Here is a 17048-nt window from a genome sequence, read left to right as displayed (position 1 = left end):
GGTGGCTTCGACCGTGACCGTGGCGGCGACCGTGGCGGCTTCAACCGCGACCGTGGTGGCTTCAACAACCGCGACGACCGTGGCGCCCGCTCCGGTGGCTTCGACCGTGACCGTGGCGGCGACCGTGGCGGCTTCAACCGCGACCGTGGTGGCTTCAACAACCGCGACGACCGTGGCGCCCGCTCCGGCGGTTTCGACCGTGACCGTGGCGGCGACCGTGGCGGCTTCAACCGCGACCGCGACGACCGCGGCGGCCGTTCCTTCGGTGACCGTCCGGTCCGCTCCTCCTTCGGTGACCGCCCCTCCTTCGGCCGGGACCGCGACGAGCGCGGCGGCAGCAGCCGTCCGTTCTCGCGCCGTGACGACCACCGCTCCGGCGGCCGTCCGCAGGCCTCCGGCGGCTTCGGCCGGGACGACCGCGGCGCCCGCGCCGGCGGTTTCGACCGTGACCGCGGCGAGCGCGGCGGCTTCAACCGCGACGACCGCAAGCCGCGCTGGAAGAACTGACGCCGGACCACCCCTGACCGGGTGACCCGCTGATCGACGCCCGACGGGCCCGCTCCACAGCTGTGGAGTGGGCCCGTCGGCGTTTCCCCCCGAACGACCCCCCGTGTCCCCCGTGTCCCCCGTGCCCCCCTGGACATCCCCCCGAGGCGTTGTTCTGGGAGTGAGAATAACCTGTGGCGCGCGACGGTGGAAGTCCCGTAGCGTCTCGGCCATGAGTAGCAGACTGCATGACGTGGCACGGGTGAACGAGGAGATCGCCGAGCGGGGGAGCTACCGGGCAGCCGGTGGCCAACTCGTCCAGGTGGGGGAGCAGTTGACGGCCGCCCAGGCCGGTACGGTGTCCTACGCGCCGGGCGCGCTGGACGCCCTGGTGAAGGCCGGGGAGCCGGGGCCCGGGCCGCGCGGCCCGGTGGAGGTGACGGCCGAGGGCAGCATCGAGGCGGCCCGGCGCCTGGTCGAGGGCGGGGCCGGGCCGGTCGGGGTGCTCAACTTCGCCTCCGCGCGCAACCCCGGCGGCGGCTACCTGCGCGGCGCCCGCGCCCAGGAGGAGGACCTGTGCCGCAGCGCGCTGCTGTACAGCTGCCTGCTGGAGGCGCCGGACTACTACGAGGCGCACCGCGCCTCCACCGACCTGCGGTACAGCCACCGGGTGATCGTCTCGCCCGGCGTGCCGGTGATCCGCGACCGCAGCGGTGACCTGCTCGCGCGGCCGTACCCGGTCACCTTCCTGACCTCGCCCGCGCCCAACGCCGGTCAGCTGGAGCGGCGTTCGGCCGGTGCGGACGTCCGGGAGGTGCTCGCCGAGCGGGCCGTCCGGGTGCTCGCGGCGGCCGCCCGGCACGAGCTGCGCACCCTGGTGCTCGGCGCCTGGGGCTGCGGGGTGTTCCGCAACGACCCGGCCCAGGTCGCCGAGGCCTTCGAGGGCGCGCTGACCCGGTACGGGGCGGCCTTCGAGCGGGTGGTGTTCGCGGTCTGGGACCGCACGCCGGTCTCGGCGAACCGGGCCGCGTTCGAGGCCCGCTTCGGCGCGGCGGTGCACCCGTCCTGAGCGACGGTGTGACCAGGCCTCAGCCCCGGCGGGCGGACAGCGCCGTCGCGGCGGCGGAGGCCGCGGCCACCACGCCGGTGACGGCGAAGACGGACGGCCAGGCGCCGATCCGCTTCGCCAGCGGGTGCGAGCCGCCGAACGCCGCCACGTACAGGCCGGTCAGCGCCACCGCCGTGGCCGTGCCGGACTGCCGGCGCCACTGCGCGGCCGCCCCGGCGCCGGCCACCGCCAGCACCGCGCCGCCCAGTTCGCGACGGCCGCTCCAGCGGGCGACGCCGTAACCGCCGACCAGACCGCTCGCGGCGGTCAGCGCGGCGGGCGCGGCGGCCGAGAGCACGTTCGGGACCTTCGCCATCGTCGACTCCAGGTGGTGCGGCTGGTGGGGGTGTTCCGTCGTCCGACCATAACCCGGGCAACGCCACGGCCGGCCTCAGGCCTGGCCCGCCCCGAAGGCCTGCTGCGCCGACCGCGCGGGCGCCGTGGTGGCCAGCAGCCGCGCGGCCTCCGCCGGGGACAGCACCCGCTCCAGCCGCAGGTCGCCCGGGATCTCCTGGATGAACCGGCCGGCCGACCAGCTGCGCTCGTACGGCAGCGGGTCCAGCACCAGGGTGCGGACGCCGTCCACCACCGGGATGTCGCTCGGGGTCCCCTCGTTCCAGAGCCACGAGCCGTCCGGGGCGACCAGGTTGAACGCGCCGGTGGCGATCACCCGGCGGCCGTCCAGGAACTCCGTACGGGCCAGCGCCACCACCTGCGGGTCCTGCGGGACGCCCGGCAGGTGGCCGCCGCCGATCAGCACGTCGGCGAGCAGGGTGTGCAGCTGGAAGGTGTCGCTCAGCCCGCTCATCCGCAGCAGGTAGCCGGTGCCGGTCGGGCGGTCCAGGACCAGCAGCGGCTCGTCGTCGAGCATGCCCGCCAGGTGGGCCAGGCCCTTGAGGTCGTGCTGCTCGCCGCGGTAGCGGCGGATCAGCCCCAGCAGGGCGGCCGTCACCCCCGAACCGCGCGCCTCGGTCCGGACCGCCGGGTGCGCGTACACCGCCCAGGCGGCCCGCTGCCACAGGTGCAGCGTCCACCAGGCGACCACGGCCAGGTGCGCGTGCCACGCGTCCAGCACTGCCGGGTCCGCGATCCGCTCGTGCGCCTCGGCCGGGTCGTCCTGCTCCGGGTCCGGCAGCGGGCCGCCGCCGGTCCGTTCCCACCCCTCGACCAGCCGCTGCGCGCCGGTCAGCGCCCCGCGCAGGCCCGCCAGCACCGGGCCGGAGCAGGCCACCGGGTCGGCGCCCTGCTCCACGCAGGCGCCCACCACCATGGCCAGGTGCGCGCGGGGGAACGGCGGGGCGTCCGGCAGCAGCGCGGCCAGCCTGGGGCCGGCCGCCGCCGCCTCGCTCGGGTCGGCCGACCCGAACAGCCCGCCCACCAGGCCCAGTGCCGGGCCGAAGCCCTCGTCGTCGAGGTCGGCGACGACCGCCTCCAGTGCGGCCACCGCCGTCAGGAAGGTGGGCTGCTGACGGGGCGGGGGAGTGTGTTCGGAGGACATTCGCCGCAGCATAGGCGGCGGCGCGACCGGATCTGACGGCGGGTCCGGTGGTGTCCGGCCGGTACCCGTCCAGCGGAAACCCCGGCGCCGGGGCGGGTGCTTGTCGCATACTCGCGCGGTGACCGCGTTCCGTGCCCTCGACCCCCGTGCCGCCGCGATACCGCGAACCGCGCGCGCCGCGTCCGACGAATCGGGTGAACTCGCCGAGCCCGCGCTGAAGGCGGCCCCGCTCGAACTCTTCCTCGACCTCGTCTTCGTCTTCACCATCACCCAGCTCACCGGCAGCCTGGTGCACCACCTCACGTTCGGCGGGTTCACCCAGGTGCTGGTGATGCTGGCCGTGATCTGGTGGATGTACGACGCCTTCATCTGGCTCACCAACGCCATGCCGCCGAGCACCCACGGCCGCCGTGGGCTGCTGCTGCTGGCGATGGCCGCGTTCCTGGTGATCTCGCTGTCCATCCCGCACGCCTTCGAGGGCAGCGGCATCGCGTTCGGCTGGGCGTACCTGGTGGTGGTCGCCGTGCACACCGGGATGTTCGCGGCCGCCGGGCCGGCGCTCGCCCCGGTGCTGCGGATGGGCGGCTCCAACCTGATCGGCGGCGCCCTCGTGGTGACCGGCGGCTACTTCACCGGCACCGTCCAACTCGCCTGCTGGGGCCTCGCCTTCGCGTGGCAGTTCGTGACCCCGCGGCTGGCCGGACTGCCCGAGTTCCGGCTGCGCGCCGACCACTTCGTGGAACGCCACGGGCTGATCGTGATCATCGCGTTCGGCGAGTCGGTGATCGCCATCGGGGTCGGCGCCGGCACCACGGACGTCAGCCTGCCGCTGGTCGCCGTCGCCCTGCTCAGCCTCAGCGTCTGCGTCGGGCTGTGGTGGGCGTACTTCGGGCACGACGACGACGTCCGCGCCGAGCACCACATGGCGGCCCTGCCGTCCGACCGACGCAACGAGACCGCGGTCACCGTCTACAACCTCGGCCACTTCGGGCTGCTGCTCGGCGTCCTGCTGTTCGCCGCCGGGGTGAAGTCCGCCGTCGCCCACCCCGGCGACCCGATCAGCCCGCCGCAGGCCGCCGCGCTGGCCGGCGGCATCGCGCTCTACCTGGTGGTCAACACCGGCATCCGGCGCGCCTTCGCGCTCGGGCCCAACCTGCCCCGGCTGGTCGGCGCGCTGCTGGTGGCCGCGACCGTCCCGCTCGGCACCTCGACATCCGCCCTCGACCAGGTCGCCGTCACCGTGACCGTGCTGGCCGCGACCTTCGGCTACGAGGCCCGCCGCGACGCCCCGGACCGTCGGCGGCCGGTGGCAGACTGCCCCCGTGACTGACACCGCGATCACCGACGGCCGCTACCGGATCCGCAACGTCGGCAGCGGGCTGCTGCTGGAGGTCGCCGACGGCAGCCGGCGCAGCGGCGCCCGCATCCGGCAGGGCGCGGACGACGGCTCCGACGCCCAGCTCTGGCAGCTCACCGCCGTCCACCCGGGCGGCGCGCTCTACCACGTCGAGAACGTGGCCAGCGGCAAGCGCCTGGACGTCACCGGCGCCTCGCCCGACAACGGCGTCCCGATCCAGCAGTGGTCCGCCAACGCCTTCGGCGCCCAGGAGTGGCTGCTGGAGCACCACCTGGACGCCCCCGGCACGTACACCCTCACCAGCTTCATCAGCGGCAAGGCCCTCACCGTCCAGCCGCCAGATGCGACGGCCGCGGGCGCCCCGGTGCACCAGTGGGAGGACGTGGACTCGGCGGCGCAGTGGTGGCGGTTGGAGCGGCAGGCCTGAGGGGGTCGGGGCGGCCCTCAGCTCAGGTTGGCCCGGACGGCGGTGAGTTCGGCTTCGGTGGTGCCGTGCGCCCGGAGGTAGGCGGGGACGGAGCCGTGGTGGTCGTGGATCCAGCCGAGGGCGGAGGCGAGGAGTTCGGCGCTGACGGGGCGGGAGACGCGCTCGGTGCCGGTCTCGTCCACGTAGGGGGTGGGGCCGTCGAGCAGGTCGAGCCCGGTGTTGGAGAGCAGGAAGTCGGCGGCGATGTCGGCCTCGGAGGCGCCGAGCAGGGACTGGAGGACGGCGACGGTGAGGCCGGTGCGGTCCTTGCCGACGGCGCAGTGGACGACCGCGGGCAGCGCGCCGGGGGCGGCGAGGCGGCGGATGACGGCGGCGAGTGAGGGCCCGGCGGTCGCGGCCATGAACGGGTAGAGCGTGGCCTGGTCCTCCGGCCAGGGCCGGTCGACGTCCTCGCGGTTGGCGGGCAGGGTCGGCAGGTTCAGCGTCTCGTGGTCGAGGCCGTGCCGCAGGTCGGGCCAGACCTCCAGCTCGAACGGGCTGCGCAGGTCGATCACGGTGCGCAGCCGGAGGGCCTTGAGGCGCTGGGCGCCCTCCGGGGTGAGGGTGTGGAAGGAGCCGGAGCGGTAGAGCACGCCCCGGCGGAGGGCGCCGATCCCGCCGGCGTCACGGAAGTTGCGCACGCCGGGGATGTCGATGAAGGCGTCGGTCATGGTCCTTACCGTACGGGCGGCGGCCGGGCCGCGGAAGGAAACCGGAGGGGACCTTTCGGCGTCGGGCGGGCACGGCCGGCTCAGCGCCTGCCGGCACGCCCCGCTCAGCGCCCGCCGGAGACGTCGAGGAACGCGCCGGTGGTGTACGAGGCGGCGGGGGAGAGCAGGAAGAGGATCGTCTCCGCGACCTCCTCCGGGCGCCCGCCGCGCCGCATCGGCAGGTCGGGGGCGACCCGGTCGACCCGGCCGGGCTCGCCGCCGAGGGCGTGGATGTCGGTGTGGATGAGGCCCGGGCGGACGGCGTTGACCCGGATGCCCTCGGCGGCGACCTCCAGGGCGAGGCCGCGGGTCATCGAGTCGACGGCGCCCTTGGCGGCCGCGTAGTCGACGTACTCGTTGGGCGAGCCGATCCGGGAGGCGGCCGAGGAGACGTTGACGATGGCGCCGCCGTGCCCGCCGTACCGGGTGGACATCCGGCGGACGGCCTGGGCGGCGCAGAGGAACGGGGCGGTGATGTTGGAGGCCCAGATGCGGTTCAGCCGGTCCTCGTCGATCTCCTCCAACCGGCACTGCTTCTCCAGCGTGCCGGCGTTGTTCACCAGGCCGGTGAGCGGCCCGAGTTCGGCGTCCACGGTGGTGAACAGCCGCTCCACCTCGGCGGTGCGGGTGACGTCGGCGCGGACCGCGATCGCGGTGCCGCCCTCGGCGCGGACCGCGTCCACCACGGCGGTGGCCGAGGCCTCGTCCGTACGGTAGTTGACGCAGACGTGGTGTCCGCGGCGCCCGGCCAGCAGCGCGGTGGCGGCGCCGATGCCGCGGCCGGCGCCGGTGACGATGAGGACCTCGGGACGGGTGGTGTTCGCCATGGTGCGCACGCTACCCCGTGGGGCGCCCGGTCGCACCGGCGGCCGCCGCCCGGAGCGCGGCGATCTTCGGCGCCCGGCTCTTCGGCGAGTCGAGGCTGAACCCCCGTGCGTCGCCGAGCTGTTCGCGGATGAAGGTCTCGGTGCGGGCGACCGCGGCGCGCAGCGCGTCGTCGGGCGGGACGAAGGGCAGGTGGACGATCTCGGCCCGCTCGGTGTCGTACTCCCAGAGGCCGACGATCCGGCCGCGGTCGAGCACGACGTGGGTCTGCGGGTCGGCCTCGGTGCCGAACGAGCGGCCGGCCCGCCCGGCGGGCAGCGGGCGGGCGGCGTCGGCCGGGTCGAGCAGCCGGGGCAGGTCGCGGTGCAGCAGGTGGATGCCGTCGATGCCGGCCAGCAGGGTGTGGTGCGGCGCGGCGGGCGGCTCGAACGCGGCGAACTCGGCGGCGAGTTCGGGGTCGAGCAGGAGGTCCGAGCCGGCCGCGAGCGGGGTGATCCCGGCCTCGGTGACGGCCCGCCGGGCGGTGGCGGCGGTGAACCCGGAGAACCAGCGGAAGTGCTTGAGGGTGGCCGGGCCGGCCCAGGCGAAGTAGCGGCGGGCGAGGTCGGCGGGGCTTCCGGTGACCGGCTGGTCCCAGCCGACGTAGCCGTAACGCTGTTGGTCCAGACGGCCGTTGACGGGCACCCGGCGGATCCGGCCGCGCGACTGCATCAGCCCGAGGGCCAGCGGCAGGGTGGTGGCGACGCCGCGTTTGCGGCCGGCCTCGCCGAGCGGGCGGACGGCGTCGCCGACCAGCTCGCGGATGGTGGTCGGGTCCAGCGGCTCGTCCTCGGAGAGCACCCGCTCGACGGCCAGGCAGAGCTTCTCCACCTCGTCCCGGCCGACCCCGAGATGCTTCTCGGCGGCGGCCAGTTCAGCCGCCGGGGCGGGCGCCCCCGCCGCCAGGCCGAGCGTGAAGTCGGCGGCCGGCAGCAGGTAGGTGCATCCGCGCGCGGCGGGCAGCTCGTGCACCTCCAGCCGGGCCACGGCCGCGTCCACCTCGGCCCGCCCGAGCCCGGCCCGGGCGAACAGGCCGAGGTACGGCGCCGAGCCGCCCACCGAGCGGGCCCAGCCGGTGGCCGCCAGGACGTCGGCGGCGGACGCGCCGGTGTGCGGGCGGTCCAGCCACTGCCGGTGCGACCACCAGGCCCGCAGCTTCTCGGCACCGGCCGGCGCCCGGTGGGGGTCGTGGTGCGGATCGTGCTCCATGGGGCCAGTATCGGCGCCCGGACGGGCCCCGGACGGGAATTCGCTCGCCCGGCGCGGCCCGTTCCGGCGAGGATGCGGTACCGCCCGCGCTGCCGGAGCCAGGCCGAGAGGAGACCGCCCGATGTCCGCACCGCCCGCCGTACTGCCGGCCGTACTGCCCGCCGTACCCGGCACCGTCCTGCTCTCGGGCATCGTCGGCTCCACCGCCTACGGCTTCGCCGGGCCCGGCTCCGACGTCGACCGGCTCGGCCTGTTCGCCACCCCCACCGAGGAGTTGCACGGCCTGCACCGCCCGGCCGAGTCGCACGTCTCCACCACGCCCGACGTCACCCTGCACGAGGCCGCCAAGTGGTGCCGGCTGGCGCTCTCCTGCAACCCGACCGCCTCCGAACTGGTCTGGCTGCCGGACGACCTGTACGAGCTGCGCACCCCGCTCGGTGCCGAACTGGTCGAGATCCGGTCGAGTTTCCTCAGTGCCCCGGCCGTGCGGAAGGCCTATCTCGGTTACGCCGACCAGCAGTTCCGCAAGCTGATGACCCGGGACACCACCGAGCCGGCCACCCGCCGGCGGGCCGCCAAGCACGCCCGGCACCTGGTCCGGCTGGTCGAACAGGCCGTCCGGCTGCACCGGACCGGCCGCAACGCGGTCCGGCTGCCCGACCCGGAGCGCGTCCGTGACCTGGGCGAACGCATCGCCGACCGCCCCGCCGTCGCGGAGACCCTGCTCGCCGACGCCGCCGACCGCCTCGCCCGCCCCGGCGTCCTCCCCGACGCCCCCGACCCGCGCCCCGCCGAATCCTGGCTCCGCCGCGTCCGCGCCGCCCACTACGCGCCGCCGCCCGGCCCCGGCGCGCCCTTGCAATCCACTGGCGGAGCCCTGGGCCCCACCGGGTAGGATCGCGGTGGCCCTACCCTCCCGGGATCTCCCGGGGTCCAGGGCCACGGGCCACTAGCTCAATTGGCAGAGCTGCGGACTTTTAATCCGTAGGTTCAGGGTTCGAGCCCCTGGTGGCCCACCGCAGCCGAACGGGCGTCCTCCCCACCCGGGGAGGGCGCCCGTTCGGCTTCTCCGCCGGGGGAGCGGGGTCAGCTGTTCTGGTGGGCCAGCGGGGCGGCGGCGGGCTCCGGGGTGGGGGGCTGGGGGCGACGGCGGTCGCGCTGGAGCAGGTCGACGGCCGGGGCGGCCGCCGCCGTGGTGATGACGGTGATCAGGACGAGCACCGAGAAGATCTCGGGGGTGATGACGCCCAGCTGCATGCCGACGTTGAGCACCACGAGTTCGGTGAGGCCGCGGCAGTTCATCAGGGCGCCGATGGTGAGGGAGTCCCGCCAGGACTCGCCGGTGGCGCGGGCGGCGAGTGAGCTGCCGCCCCACTTGCCGACGACCGCGACGACGAGCAGGGCGGCGGCCCAGCCCCACAGGGTCGGGTCGGCGGCGAGCTTGGAGAAGTCGGTGTTGAGGCCGGTGCCGACGAAGAACATCGGCAGCAGGACCGGCACGGCGAAGGCGCGGAGTTGGGTCGCGGCGTGCTCCAGCGGGGCGTAGCCGCGCGGGGCCACCACGCCGAACAGGAAGGCGCCGAAGATGGCGTGCACCCCGATGCGGTCGGTGGCGAGGGCGGAGAGGCAGATGCCGCTGAAGAACACGACCATCAGGGCGGCGCCGGCCGGTCGTTCGAAGCGGGCGGCCAGCCGGGCGAGCAGCGGCTTGACCAGCAGGATCATGGCCGCGGCGAAGGCGACGGTGAGGACGCCCGTCAGCAGCGCCTTCTGCGGGTCGGAGTCGGTGCTCACGGCCGCGACGAGGGCCAGCAGGCACCAGGCGACGATGTCGTCGACCGCGGCGCAGGTCAGTACGAGCGTGCCGATCGGGGTGTGCTGCATCCCCCGGTCGGTCAGGATCCGGGCCAGCACGGGGAACGCCGTGATGCCCATCGCGACGGCGATGAAGAGGGTGAAGGCGAGTTGGCTGCGCTGGCCGTGCTCGACGCCGTTGTACATCGGCACCGCCACCGCCGCCCCGAGCGCGAGCGGGAGCAGCAGGCTGGCCAGGCTGACCGAGACGGCGGTGCCGCGCGAGCGGCGGACGGTGCCGAGGTCGAGCTCCAGCCCGAGCAGGAACATGAAGGCGAGCAGGCCCAGGTTCCCCATCGAGGTGAGAAAGGGCAGGACGGCGTGCGGGAGGAGCGCGTGTTGGACGCCCGGTGCGAGCCAGCCGAGCAGCGAGGGGCCGAGCGCGATCCCGGCCACCACCTCGCCGACGACGGGCGGTTGCCCCACCCGGCGCAGCAGGCGGGCGCCCGCGCGGCAGGTGAGGATCACCACCGGGACGGCCTTCAGCAGGTCCGGAAGCGGGTCATAGGCGGGCACGGTCGACTCCCTGGGAGGATCGGAAGGGGCGGTGCGGTCAGCGGTTCAGCGTGTCATCGGGGGAGCGGTCGGTGGCTCGGCGGTCAGCGGGCGGCGGCCGGGACGGCCACCGCGAGGGCGGCGGGCCCGGCGAGGTCGAGGGACTGCCAGCTCACCTCGTCCCAGCGCCCGGTGTCGGCGCCCGGCGGGACCGGGATCCGCCACGGCCGGCTGAGGACGCCGCGGCCCAGCGACTTCACACAGGCCTCCTGGACCGACCAGACCCGGGCGAAGGCCCGCGCGCGCGGCCCGGCCGGGAGCGCCAGCACGTCCTCGGCCCAGCTGCCGCAGACCCGGCGCACCAGCCGGTCGTCGAGCGGGTCGGGGGGCCGCTGGACGTCGATGCCGACCGGGCCCGCCAGCCGTACGGCGGCGGCGGTGCAGCCCTCGGTGTGCGACAGCGAGACGCCGGCCGGCAGGCCCGGCAGGTACGGGCGGCCGCCCGGTTCCAGGGCCAGCGGGACGAGCGCGCCCGGGCGGTCCAGCAGCACCTGCCCGACCAGGCGGCGCAGCAGGGAGCGGCCGCGGACGAACTCCGGCCCGCGCACGCCGTCCATCCGCTCGGCGGCCCGCTGCTCGTGCGCCGGCAGCTGGGTCCAGTCGGCCGCGAGCGGGCGCCGGCCGGCCCGCTCCACGGCCAGCAGCAGCGGGAGCTCGTCGGTGCCGACCGGCACCTCGATCACCCGGACCAGGCCGTCGGCCTCCGCCACCGCGAGGCCGCCCGCGGCGCCCGGGGTGGCCGGGGTGGCCGGGGCGCCCTGGCCGGGGCCGGTCATTCGCCGGCGCCCCGGATCAGGGCCCGGCCCAGCCGGGTCCAGCCGGCTCCGGCGGCGGCCTCGCCCGGGGTCGGCCTGGGGTGGTCGGGGTCGAGCGCGGGCAGTCCGTCGATGCTGTGGGCGTTCTCCTCCGCCGTCCGGTGCTCCCACTGGTCGGCGGAGTGCGTGGCCTGGACCTTGTCGAGCACCGGGCGTTCGCCCTTCAGCTCCATGTAGGGGACGGAGTACCCGCAGGAGTCGGAGATCCGCTCGACCTCGATGACGATGATCGCGCGCTTGCCCGGGTGGTCCAGGTTGAACGTGGCGCCGACCTCGGCGAACTCGGGCTCGTCCGGGCGGACGACCCGGCCGTGGCCGTGCAGCCGGACGATCCGGGAGCGGCGGTCGAAGGAGCAGAACATCACCACGATGCGCCCGTTCTGCCGGAGGTGGGCGATGGTCTCGGCGCCGGATCCGGAGAGGTCGAGGTAGGCGACGGTGTGGTCGTCGACGATGGTGAACGTGTCCCGGTAGCCCTTGGGCGAGATGTTGACGCGGCCGTCCGAGCCGGAGGGCGCGGTGCCGACGAAGAACATCGGCTGTGCCTCGATGAAGCGGCGCAGCTCTTCGTCGAGCGCGGGGAACACCTTGGACACGGGATCAACCTCCTTGCCGGCGCGGATGGTTCAGCGAGCGGTGCACGGGGCGGCTCACGGCTTCGGCGCCAGCGCGCCGAGCACCGCGTCGAGGATCTCCAGGGCCTCGGCCACCTCGGCGTCGGTCGCCACGATCGGCGGCAGCAGCCGCAGCGTGGTCGGGCTGCTCACACAGGGCGAGACCAGCAGGCCGCGCTTGGCCAGGGCCTGGACGGCCTGCCCCAGCAGGGCCTCGTCGCGCAGTTCCAGCGCCCACAGCAGGCCCTGCCCGCGGACCTCGTGCACCAGGGCGGCGTGCCGCTCGGCGAGTCCGGTCAGGCCGTCGCGCACGGCGGCCTCGACGGCCCGGCCGCGTTCGGCGTGCCGCTCGACGGTGGCCAGCGCGGCCGGCACGGTCGCGCAGGACAGCGGGTGGCCGCTGAAGGTGGCGGTGTGCATGGAGGGGTTGTCCTCCAGCGGCTGGTAGAGCGCCTCGGTGCACAGCATGGCGGACAGCGGCATGACGCCCCCGCCGAGCGGCTTGCCGAGCAGCAGGGCGTCGACCGGGAGCCCCTGGGCCAGGGCGAGCGAGGGTTCGCCGCAGCGGCGCAGGCCGGTCTGGATCTCGTCGGCGATGACGACGGCGCCGTGCTCGCGGGCGGACCGGCACCAGGCGGCCAGGACCTCGGTGGGCAGCGGGCGGACGCCGTACTCGCCCTGCACCGGTTCGAAGACCAGCGCGGCGACGTCGCCGCGCCGGCACTCGCGGTCGACCGCGTCCGGGTCGTCGGGGGAGAGGTGCGTGGTGGCGGGCAGGCTGTCCTCCAGGCCGGCCCGGAAGCCCGGATGGTGCGTCAGGGCGAGGGCGCCCAGCGACTTCCCGTGGTACGCGCCGGTCACCGCGAGGATCCGCGGCCGGCCGGTGACCAGCCGGGCCAGCTTGGTGGCGACCTCGACGGCGTCCGAGCCGTTGAGGCCGAAGTAGACCCGGGGCAGCGCGGGCCGGGCCGGGTAGGCGTCGGCGAAGTGGCCGGCGAGGGCGGCCGCGGCCCGGGCGGTGGTCGGGTTGGCCAGGATGCGGGTGCTGATGGTCATCCGGTCCAGCTGCTCCCGGACGGCCTCGACGACCTCCGGCGGCCGGTGCCCGAGCAGTCCGACCGCGTACGCGCCGAAGTCCAACGGGGTGCGCCCGTCGGAGAGTTCGACCCGGCAGCCGGAGGCGGCGGCCTCCACGGCGTTGCGGCCCATCAGGCGGTAGGTGACCGAGGCGCGGGCCGAGAAGTGCTGCTTGAGCTGGGTGAAGACCTCGGCGGGGGCGGGCGTCACCATGCTGCTTCCTCCATCAGGACGACGGTCCGGCCGGTGCCGGCCGGGGCGGCTCCGTTCACGACCGCGGGAAGGTCGTCGAGACCGATGCGGGTGTCGATCAGCGAGCCGAGGTCCAGCCGGCCGGCCCGGACGTGCTCGGCGAGCAGCGGGATGTCCTCGGCGGGGTGGCTGTTGCCGTAGACGCATCCGCGCAGGGTCCGGCCGGAGGTGCAGAGCTCCTGGACGCTGAACTTGACGGTGTCGGTCTTCCGGCCGATGCCGACGACGGTGGTCACGCCGCCGCGCCGGGTCAGCTTCCAGGCCAGGAAGATCGACTCGGACGCCCCGACGCAGTCGAAGACGTGGTCGGCGCCGAGCCCGCCGGTCTCGCGCAGGACGCCGCGCAGGGCCGAGGACTTGTCGCTGTGGAAGTGCGTGGCGCCCTGGAGCCGGGCGGTGGCCTCCTTGCCGGGCACGGTGTCGAAGGCGGTGATCGAGCCGGCGCCGGCCAGCCGGGCGGCCTGGATGACGGCCTGGCCGACCCCGCCCACGCCCAGCACGACCACCGATTCCCCGGGTTGCACGAGGGCGGTGCGGTGGACGGCGCCGAAGCCGGTGAGCACGGTGCAGCCGAGCAGGGCCGCCTCGGCCGGGGAGATGCCGTCCGGGAGCGGGACCACGGCGCGCTCGGGGAGCACCGCCTCCTGGGCGAACGCGGCGATGCCGAGCGCGGGGGCCAGCACCGTGCCGTCGGCCAGCCGCCCGTAGTCCGCGGTGCCCGCGGCCGAGGCCACCTGGCACAGGTAGGGCTGCTGCCGGGTGCACATGGCGCAGGTGCCGCAGGCGGGCATCCAGTTGAGCACCACCCGGTCGCCGACCCGTACGCCGGTCACCCCGTCACCGACCGCGGCGACCGTGCCGGAGGCCTCGTGGCCGAGGATCGCGGGCAGCCGGTGCGGGATGGTGCCGTCGGCGATCGAGAGGTCGGAGCGGCACACGCCGGCCGCAGAAATTCGTACCCGAACCTGGCCGGGGCCCGGTTCGGATATCTCGACATCGGCGATTTTGCAGGCGTCGTTCACCGCCGCGACTATGGCAGCCTTCACTGTCGCCAGAACCCCCTTGGCGCCTTTCCCGGCGCCGTCCGTTTCCCCGTGGCGAGTTTGGCCGGTGCGGGTGCCGGAAATGCTCGGCCCGGCCGTCGAATTCGCCGGGCCCGCGCTCCGGGAAAAGCCGGGAATGGTCTCGGGAGAGCGGGCCGAGGCCGTCTGCGTATGGCTCCGGGCCCCGCCGGGAGCCAAACACGGTGCCAACGTCGGTGTCAAGGACGGGCCGGTGAGCGGGCCGGTGGTCGGGGTTTGGCCGCTGCGAACAAGGTTCTGTCCGGATGAGACAAGACTTTGGATTGATTCTCAAGTTAGTGTCCGCAGTCGGATCTGTCATTCGGGTGCCGGTGGCACTCAGACCTGGAGAGAACGGGCGTCCTGTGCAGTGAGTGCCACAACAGCAGCAGAATCCTTCCGTCTTCTGTCCTGGCTGGACTCGGCGAGCCCGGAAAAGGGTCTTCGGGTAGCCGAATCCAACGGCGAATGGTCTTTCACGCCCTACAGCGAGCTGGCCGGCGAGGTCCGGCATTTCGCGAACGAGCTGCGTGCCACCGGCGCCGCGCCGGGTTCGGTGGTCACCATCCTGGCCACCGAGGTCAAGAGCTTCGTGACGTCCTTCATGGGGACGCTGGCCGCCGGACTGACGCCCTCCCCGGTCGCCCCGCCCCGTTCCTACCGGACCATGGAGCGCTACTCGGCGCACCTGACCCGGATCATCGCGGTGGCCGAGCCCTCGGTCGTGGTCACCCAGGAGGCGACCCACGAGGCGGCCGAGGCGATCTGCCGTGAGCTGGACGCCAAGGCCCGGCTGGTCGCGGCGCCGCCCGCGCACGGCGGGCCGACCGCGGCGGCCGCGGACTTCGCCCGCTCGGACCGCGCGGACGAGGAGCTGGCGCTGCTCCAGTTCACCTCCGGTTCCAGCGGGAACCCGAAGGGCGTCCGGGTCAGCTGGGGCGCCCTGACGGCGAACGTCGGGGCGATCCGGGACTGGCTCTCGGTCGGCCCCGAGGACGTCTTCGCCAGCTGGCTGCCGCTCTTCCACGACATGGGTCTGGTCGGGGCGATGATCATGCCGGTGGCGAGCGGGATCGACCTCTGGCTCATGACGCCCGAGCAGTTCATCCGTTCCCCCGAGCGCTGGCTCGCCTGCTTCGGGCGCCACGGCGCCACCCTGACCACCGCGCCCAGCTTCGGCTACTCCTACTGCGCCCGGCGGGTGAAGCCCGAGCAGCTGGCCGACCACGACTTCTCGGCCTGGCGGGTCGGCATCCTCGGCGCCGAGCGGATCGACCCGCAGGGCGTGGCCGACTTCACCGCGCTGACCGGGCCGTTCGGCTTCGACGAGCACGCGCTGGTCGCCGCGTACGGGCTGGCCGAGTCGACGCTCGCGGTCACCGGGGTGACCCCGGGCGACGGCTCCCCGATGGTGCGGCTGGGCAACGGCAACTCCGAGTTCGGCACGCCCGCCACGGTGCTGGCGGACGGCGTGCTCGGCCGCGACCGGGCCAGCGGGAACTGGCTGGTCGGCTGCGGCCGCCCGGTCGGCGACCTGGCGGTCCGGATCCTCGACGAGGACGGGAACCCCGTCCCCGAGGGCCACTTCGGCCAGATCGCGGTGACCGGCTCGTCCGTCGCCGACGGCTACCTGTACAGCGACGGCACCCGGACCGACTTCACCGGGGGCGTGCTCGCCACCGGCGACGGCGGCTTCCTGTGGCAGGGCCAGCTCTACGTGATCGGCCGGATCGCGGACTCCCTCAAGGTCCGCGGCGCGGCCGTGTTCGCGGAGGACCTGGAGACGGAGCTGGGCACCCTCCCGGGCCTGGGGTCGAGCCGGCTGGTGACCCTGCTGGGCAGCGTCGACGCGGCGGACCACGTGGTGCTGCTGGTGGAGGCGGCGGACTCGGCGGAGTGGCTGGACGCGGCGGTGAACACGCTGCGCGCCGCCACCGGCCCCGAGATCAACGTGTCGGTGCTGCTCGGCCGCCGCGGGGCCGTCGAACTCACGTCGAGCGGCAAGCCGCGGCGCCGGGTCCTGTGGCACCGCCTGCTGCGGGGCGACACGGCCGGCTGGCAGCCGGTGCACGGCACCGCGCCCCGCCCGCTCGCCGCCGAGACACGAACTGGAGAGATCGCATGACGGTGACCGACGACCACGTGGTGGACATCCTGGACGACGGCCCGGAGGACGCCGGGCCGGCCCGGGCCGGGCGGCTGCCCACGCCGCGCGCGCTGTACGACCGCTGGGAGAAGCAGCAGTGGAGCATCGCCGAGGTCGACGTCCGGCGTGACCGCGAGAGCTGGCAGCAGCTGCGCAGCTTCGCCCGCGGCCAGCTGTTCGAGGCGCTCGCGGAGCTGGAGGTCGGCGAGGTCTTCGTCTCGCGCACGCTCAGCGGGCTGGTGACGCACGCGCCGACCGACGAGGACCGGCTCTACCTCAGCACCCAGGTGGCCGACGAGGCGCGGCACGCCCAGTTCTTCCAGGACTACCTGCACCTCGCCGTCGGCGAGGAGCAGACCGTCAGCGAGTCCGGCACGCAGGACGCCGACTCGGCGTACGGCCGGTACTTCGAGCCGCAGCTGCGCGCCAGCATCGACCGGGTCCACGAACTCGGCGGCGACCGCGCCGCGTGGCACACCGCCATCGTGGAGTACCACCTGGTCACCGAGGGCGTGCTCGCCGCCGCGGCGTTGCAGAGCACCCGTCAGCTGGCCCGCCGGTTCGAGCTGGCGGCCCTGGAGGAGGGCCTGGGGAACGTCGCCCGGGACGAGTCGCGGCACCTGACCTACGGGCTGGCGGCGACCCGGCGCCTGGTCGACTCCGGGCAGGCCGACCCGGTCTTCGAGATCTACCGGTCGGGCGTCGTGCTGGCGGCCCGGGTGCTGGTGAACCCGGCGCAGAAGGCGGTCGCCCCGGTGCTGCGGCCCGCGCTGGTCGCGCGCGCCGCCCAGGTGAGCGCGCAGTGGCACGCGGCGCGCACCCGGGCCGTCCGGCAGCTGCGGCTGATCGGTCTCGCGGACCGGCACCAGGAGCTCGCCGCCGCGTGGGACGCCGCCTGTGACCGGGCCATGGACGAGTACGCGGCGAACTGGGGCGTGAAGCACCCGGTCGCCGTCGTTGCCGAGAACGCATAAGG

The 17048-nt window shown here is 74.8% G+C and carries 16 protein-coding genes, 1 tRNA gene and 1 pseudogene; 8 read left to right on the top strand and 10 right to left on the bottom strand.

Annotation, left to right across the window (positions count from 1 at the left end; translation table 11 throughout):
• Positions 1–507: pseudogene (locus ABTY15_RS05525) on the top strand (DEAD/DEAH box helicase); the annotation flags it as partial.
• A gap of 211 nt (positions 508–718) precedes the next feature.
• A complete protein-coding gene (locus ABTY15_RS05520) occupies positions 719–1555 on the top strand; it encodes a TIGR02452 family protein (protein ID WP_350576475.1) in 837 nt (278 codons plus the stop codon).
• Between the two features lie 19 nt (positions 1556–1574).
• Here ABTY15_RS05520 and ABTY15_RS05515 read toward each other — a convergent pair whose 3' ends face one another.
• The gene (locus tag ABTY15_RS05515) at positions 1575–1910 is read right to left on the bottom strand and encodes a hypothetical protein (protein ID WP_350576472.1); all 336 of its coding nucleotides are present in this window, start codon (positions 1908–1910) and stop codon (positions 1575–1577) included.
• Between the two features lie 75 nt (positions 1911–1985).
• On the bottom strand, positions 1986–3092 hold the full coding sequence (locus ABTY15_RS05510) for a hypothetical protein (RefSeq protein WP_350576470.1): 1107 nt from the start codon (positions 3090–3092) through the stop codon (positions 1986–1988).
• Positions 3093–3210: 118 nt separating this feature from the next.
• Between ABTY15_RS05510 and ABTY15_RS05505 the strand changes: the two genes are divergently transcribed.
• Both ABTY15_RS05505 and ABTY15_RS05500 read left to right on the top strand, forming a co-directional pair.
• Positions 3211–4422: a low temperature requirement protein A gene (locus ABTY15_RS05505; protein WP_350576467.1), complete on the top strand. Its 1212-nt coding sequence runs from the start codon at positions 3211–3213 to the stop codon at positions 4420–4422.
• Complete coding sequence (locus tag ABTY15_RS05500; RefSeq protein WP_350576464.1) at positions 4415–4876, top strand: RICIN domain-containing protein; 462 nt, start codon at positions 4415–4417, stop codon at positions 4874–4876. The genes ABTY15_RS05505 and ABTY15_RS05500 overlap by 8 nt, the downstream gene beginning before the upstream one ends.
• A gap of 17 nt (positions 4877–4893) precedes the next feature.
• Here the strand turns inward: ABTY15_RS05500 and ABTY15_RS05495 are convergent, their stop codons facing one another.
• The 3 genes from ABTY15_RS05495 to ABTY15_RS05485 all read right to left on the bottom strand — a co-directional run bounded on the left by ABTY15_RS05495 (position 4894) and on the right by ABTY15_RS05485 (position 7698).
• Complete coding sequence (locus ABTY15_RS05495) at positions 4894–5586, bottom strand: tyrosine-protein phosphatase (protein WP_350576461.1); 693 nt, start codon at positions 5584–5586, stop codon at positions 4894–4896.
• Between the two features lie 104 nt (positions 5587–5690).
• Complete coding sequence (locus ABTY15_RS05490) at positions 5691–6452, bottom strand: SDR family oxidoreductase (RefSeq protein ID WP_350576459.1); 762 nt, start codon at positions 6450–6452, stop codon at positions 5691–5693.
• A gap of 10 nt (positions 6453–6462) precedes the next feature.
• A complete protein-coding gene (locus ABTY15_RS05485) occupies positions 6463–7698 on the bottom strand; it encodes a DNA glycosylase AlkZ-like family protein (RefSeq protein ID WP_350576456.1) in 1236 nt (411 codons plus the stop codon).
• A gap of 121 nt (positions 7699–7819) precedes the next feature.
• Between ABTY15_RS05485 and ABTY15_RS05480 the strand changes: the two genes are divergently transcribed.
• Both ABTY15_RS05480 and ABTY15_RS05475 read left to right on the top strand, forming a co-directional pair.
• Positions 7820–8593: a nucleotidyltransferase domain-containing protein gene (locus tag ABTY15_RS05480; protein WP_350576453.1), complete on the top strand. Its 774-nt coding sequence runs from the start codon at positions 7820–7822 to the stop codon at positions 8591–8593.
• A 48-nt stretch (positions 8594–8641) separates the two neighbouring features.
• Positions 8642–8714: transfer RNA gene (locus ABTY15_RS05475), tRNA-Lys, on the top strand.
• A 70-nt stretch (positions 8715–8784) separates the two neighbouring features.
• Here the strand turns inward: ABTY15_RS05475 and ABTY15_RS05470 are convergent.
• From ABTY15_RS05470 to ABTY15_RS05450, 5 genes are all read right to left on the bottom strand, one after another.
• Positions 8785–10068, bottom strand: a complete 1284-nt coding sequence (locus tag ABTY15_RS05470) for a cation:proton antiporter domain-containing protein (protein ID WP_350576450.1) — start codon at positions 10066–10068, stop codon at positions 8785–8787.
• Between the two features lie 83 nt (positions 10069–10151).
• Positions 10152–10883: a 4'-phosphopantetheinyl transferase family protein gene (locus tag ABTY15_RS05465; RefSeq protein ID WP_350576447.1), complete on the bottom strand. Its 732-nt coding sequence runs from the start codon at positions 10881–10883 to the stop codon at positions 10152–10154.
• Positions 10880–11518: a pyridoxamine 5'-phosphate oxidase family protein gene (locus ABTY15_RS05460; RefSeq protein ID WP_350576444.1), complete on the bottom strand. Its 639-nt coding sequence runs from the start codon at positions 11516–11518 to the stop codon at positions 10880–10882. Before ABTY15_RS05460 ends, ABTY15_RS05465 begins: the two co-directional genes overlap by 4 nt.
• Positions 11519–11572: 54 nt before the next feature.
• Positions 11573–12826, bottom strand: coding sequence for an aspartate aminotransferase family protein (locus ABTY15_RS05455; RefSeq protein WP_350576441.1), 1254 nt, complete (start codon positions 12824–12826; stop codon positions 11573–11575).
• Positions 12820–13920 (bottom strand): alcohol dehydrogenase catalytic domain-containing protein, encoded by a 1101-nt coding sequence (locus ABTY15_RS05450; protein WP_502893427.1) that lies wholly within the window; start codon positions 13918–13920, stop codon positions 12820–12822. The genes ABTY15_RS05455 and ABTY15_RS05450 overlap by 7 nt, the downstream gene beginning before the upstream one ends.
• Here ABTY15_RS05450 and ABTY15_RS05445 point away from each other — a divergent pair.
• Complete coding sequence (locus ABTY15_RS05445; RefSeq protein WP_350576436.1) at positions 13898–16051, top strand: AMP-binding protein; 2154 nt, start codon at positions 13898–13900, stop codon at positions 16049–16051. The two genes, ABTY15_RS05450 and ABTY15_RS05445, sit on opposite strands and share 23 nt — an antisense overlap.
• Positions 16048–17046, top strand: coding sequence for a ribonucleotide-diphosphate reductase subunit beta (locus ABTY15_RS05440; RefSeq protein WP_350576433.1), 999 nt, complete (start codon positions 16048–16050; stop codon positions 17044–17046). The genes ABTY15_RS05445 and ABTY15_RS05440 overlap by 4 nt, the downstream gene beginning before the upstream one ends.
• Positions 17047–17048 lie beyond the last annotated feature (2 nt).

It is taken from the genome of Kitasatospora sp. NPDC097643, assembly GCF_040302625.1.
In the GTDB taxonomy this organism is placed as follows: Bacteria; Actinomycetota; Actinomycetes; order Streptomycetales; family Streptomycetaceae; genus Kitasatospora.
Note: the sequence above shows the minus strand (reverse complement) of the source record. Positions and strands in the feature narration are given on the sequence as shown.

What these genes read in the sequence shown, in the direction of transcription:
- ABTY15_RS05520 (WP_350576475.1), top strand. Translation starts at nt 719, where the DNA reads ATGAGTAGCAGACTGCATGACGTGGCACGGGTGAACGAGGAGATCGCC.
- ABTY15_RS05515 (WP_350576472.1), bottom strand. Translation starts at nt 1,910, where the DNA reads ATGGCGAAGGTCCCGAACGTGCTCTCGGCCGCCGCGCCCGCCGCGCTG.
- ABTY15_RS05510 (WP_350576470.1), bottom strand. Translation starts at nt 3,092, where the DNA reads ATGTCCTCCGAACACACTCCCCCGCCCCGTCAGCAGCCCACCTTCCTG.
- ABTY15_RS05495 (WP_350576461.1), bottom strand. Translation starts at nt 5,586, where the DNA reads ATGACCGACGCCTTCATCGACATCCCCGGCGTGCGCAACTTCCGTGAC.
- ABTY15_RS05490 (WP_350576459.1), bottom strand. Translation starts at nt 6,452, where the DNA reads ATGGCGAACACCACCCGTCCCGAGGTCCTCATCGTCACCGGCGCCGGC.
- ABTY15_RS05485 (WP_350576456.1), bottom strand. Translation starts at nt 7,698, where the DNA reads ATGGAGCACGATCCGCACCACGACCCCCACCGGGCGCCGGCCGGTGCC.
- ABTY15_RS05480 (WP_350576453.1), top strand. Translation starts at nt 7,820, where the DNA reads ATGTCCGCACCGCCCGCCGTACTGCCGGCCGTACTGCCCGCCGTACCC.
- ABTY15_RS05465 (WP_350576447.1), bottom strand. Translation starts at nt 10,883, where the DNA reads ATGACCGGCCCCGGCCAGGGCGCCCCGGCCACCCCGGCCACCCCGGGC.
- ABTY15_RS05455 (WP_350576441.1), bottom strand. Translation starts at nt 12,826, where the DNA reads ATGGTGACGCCCGCCCCCGCCGAGGTCTTCACCCAGCTCAAGCAGCAC.
- ABTY15_RS05445 (WP_350576436.1), top strand. Translation starts at nt 13,898, where the DNA reads ATGGCAGCCTTCACTGTCGCCAGAACCCCCTTGGCGCCTTTCCCGGCG.
- ABTY15_RS05440 (WP_350576433.1), top strand. Translation starts at nt 16,048, where the DNA reads ATGACGGTGACCGACGACCACGTGGTGGACATCCTGGACGACGGCCCG.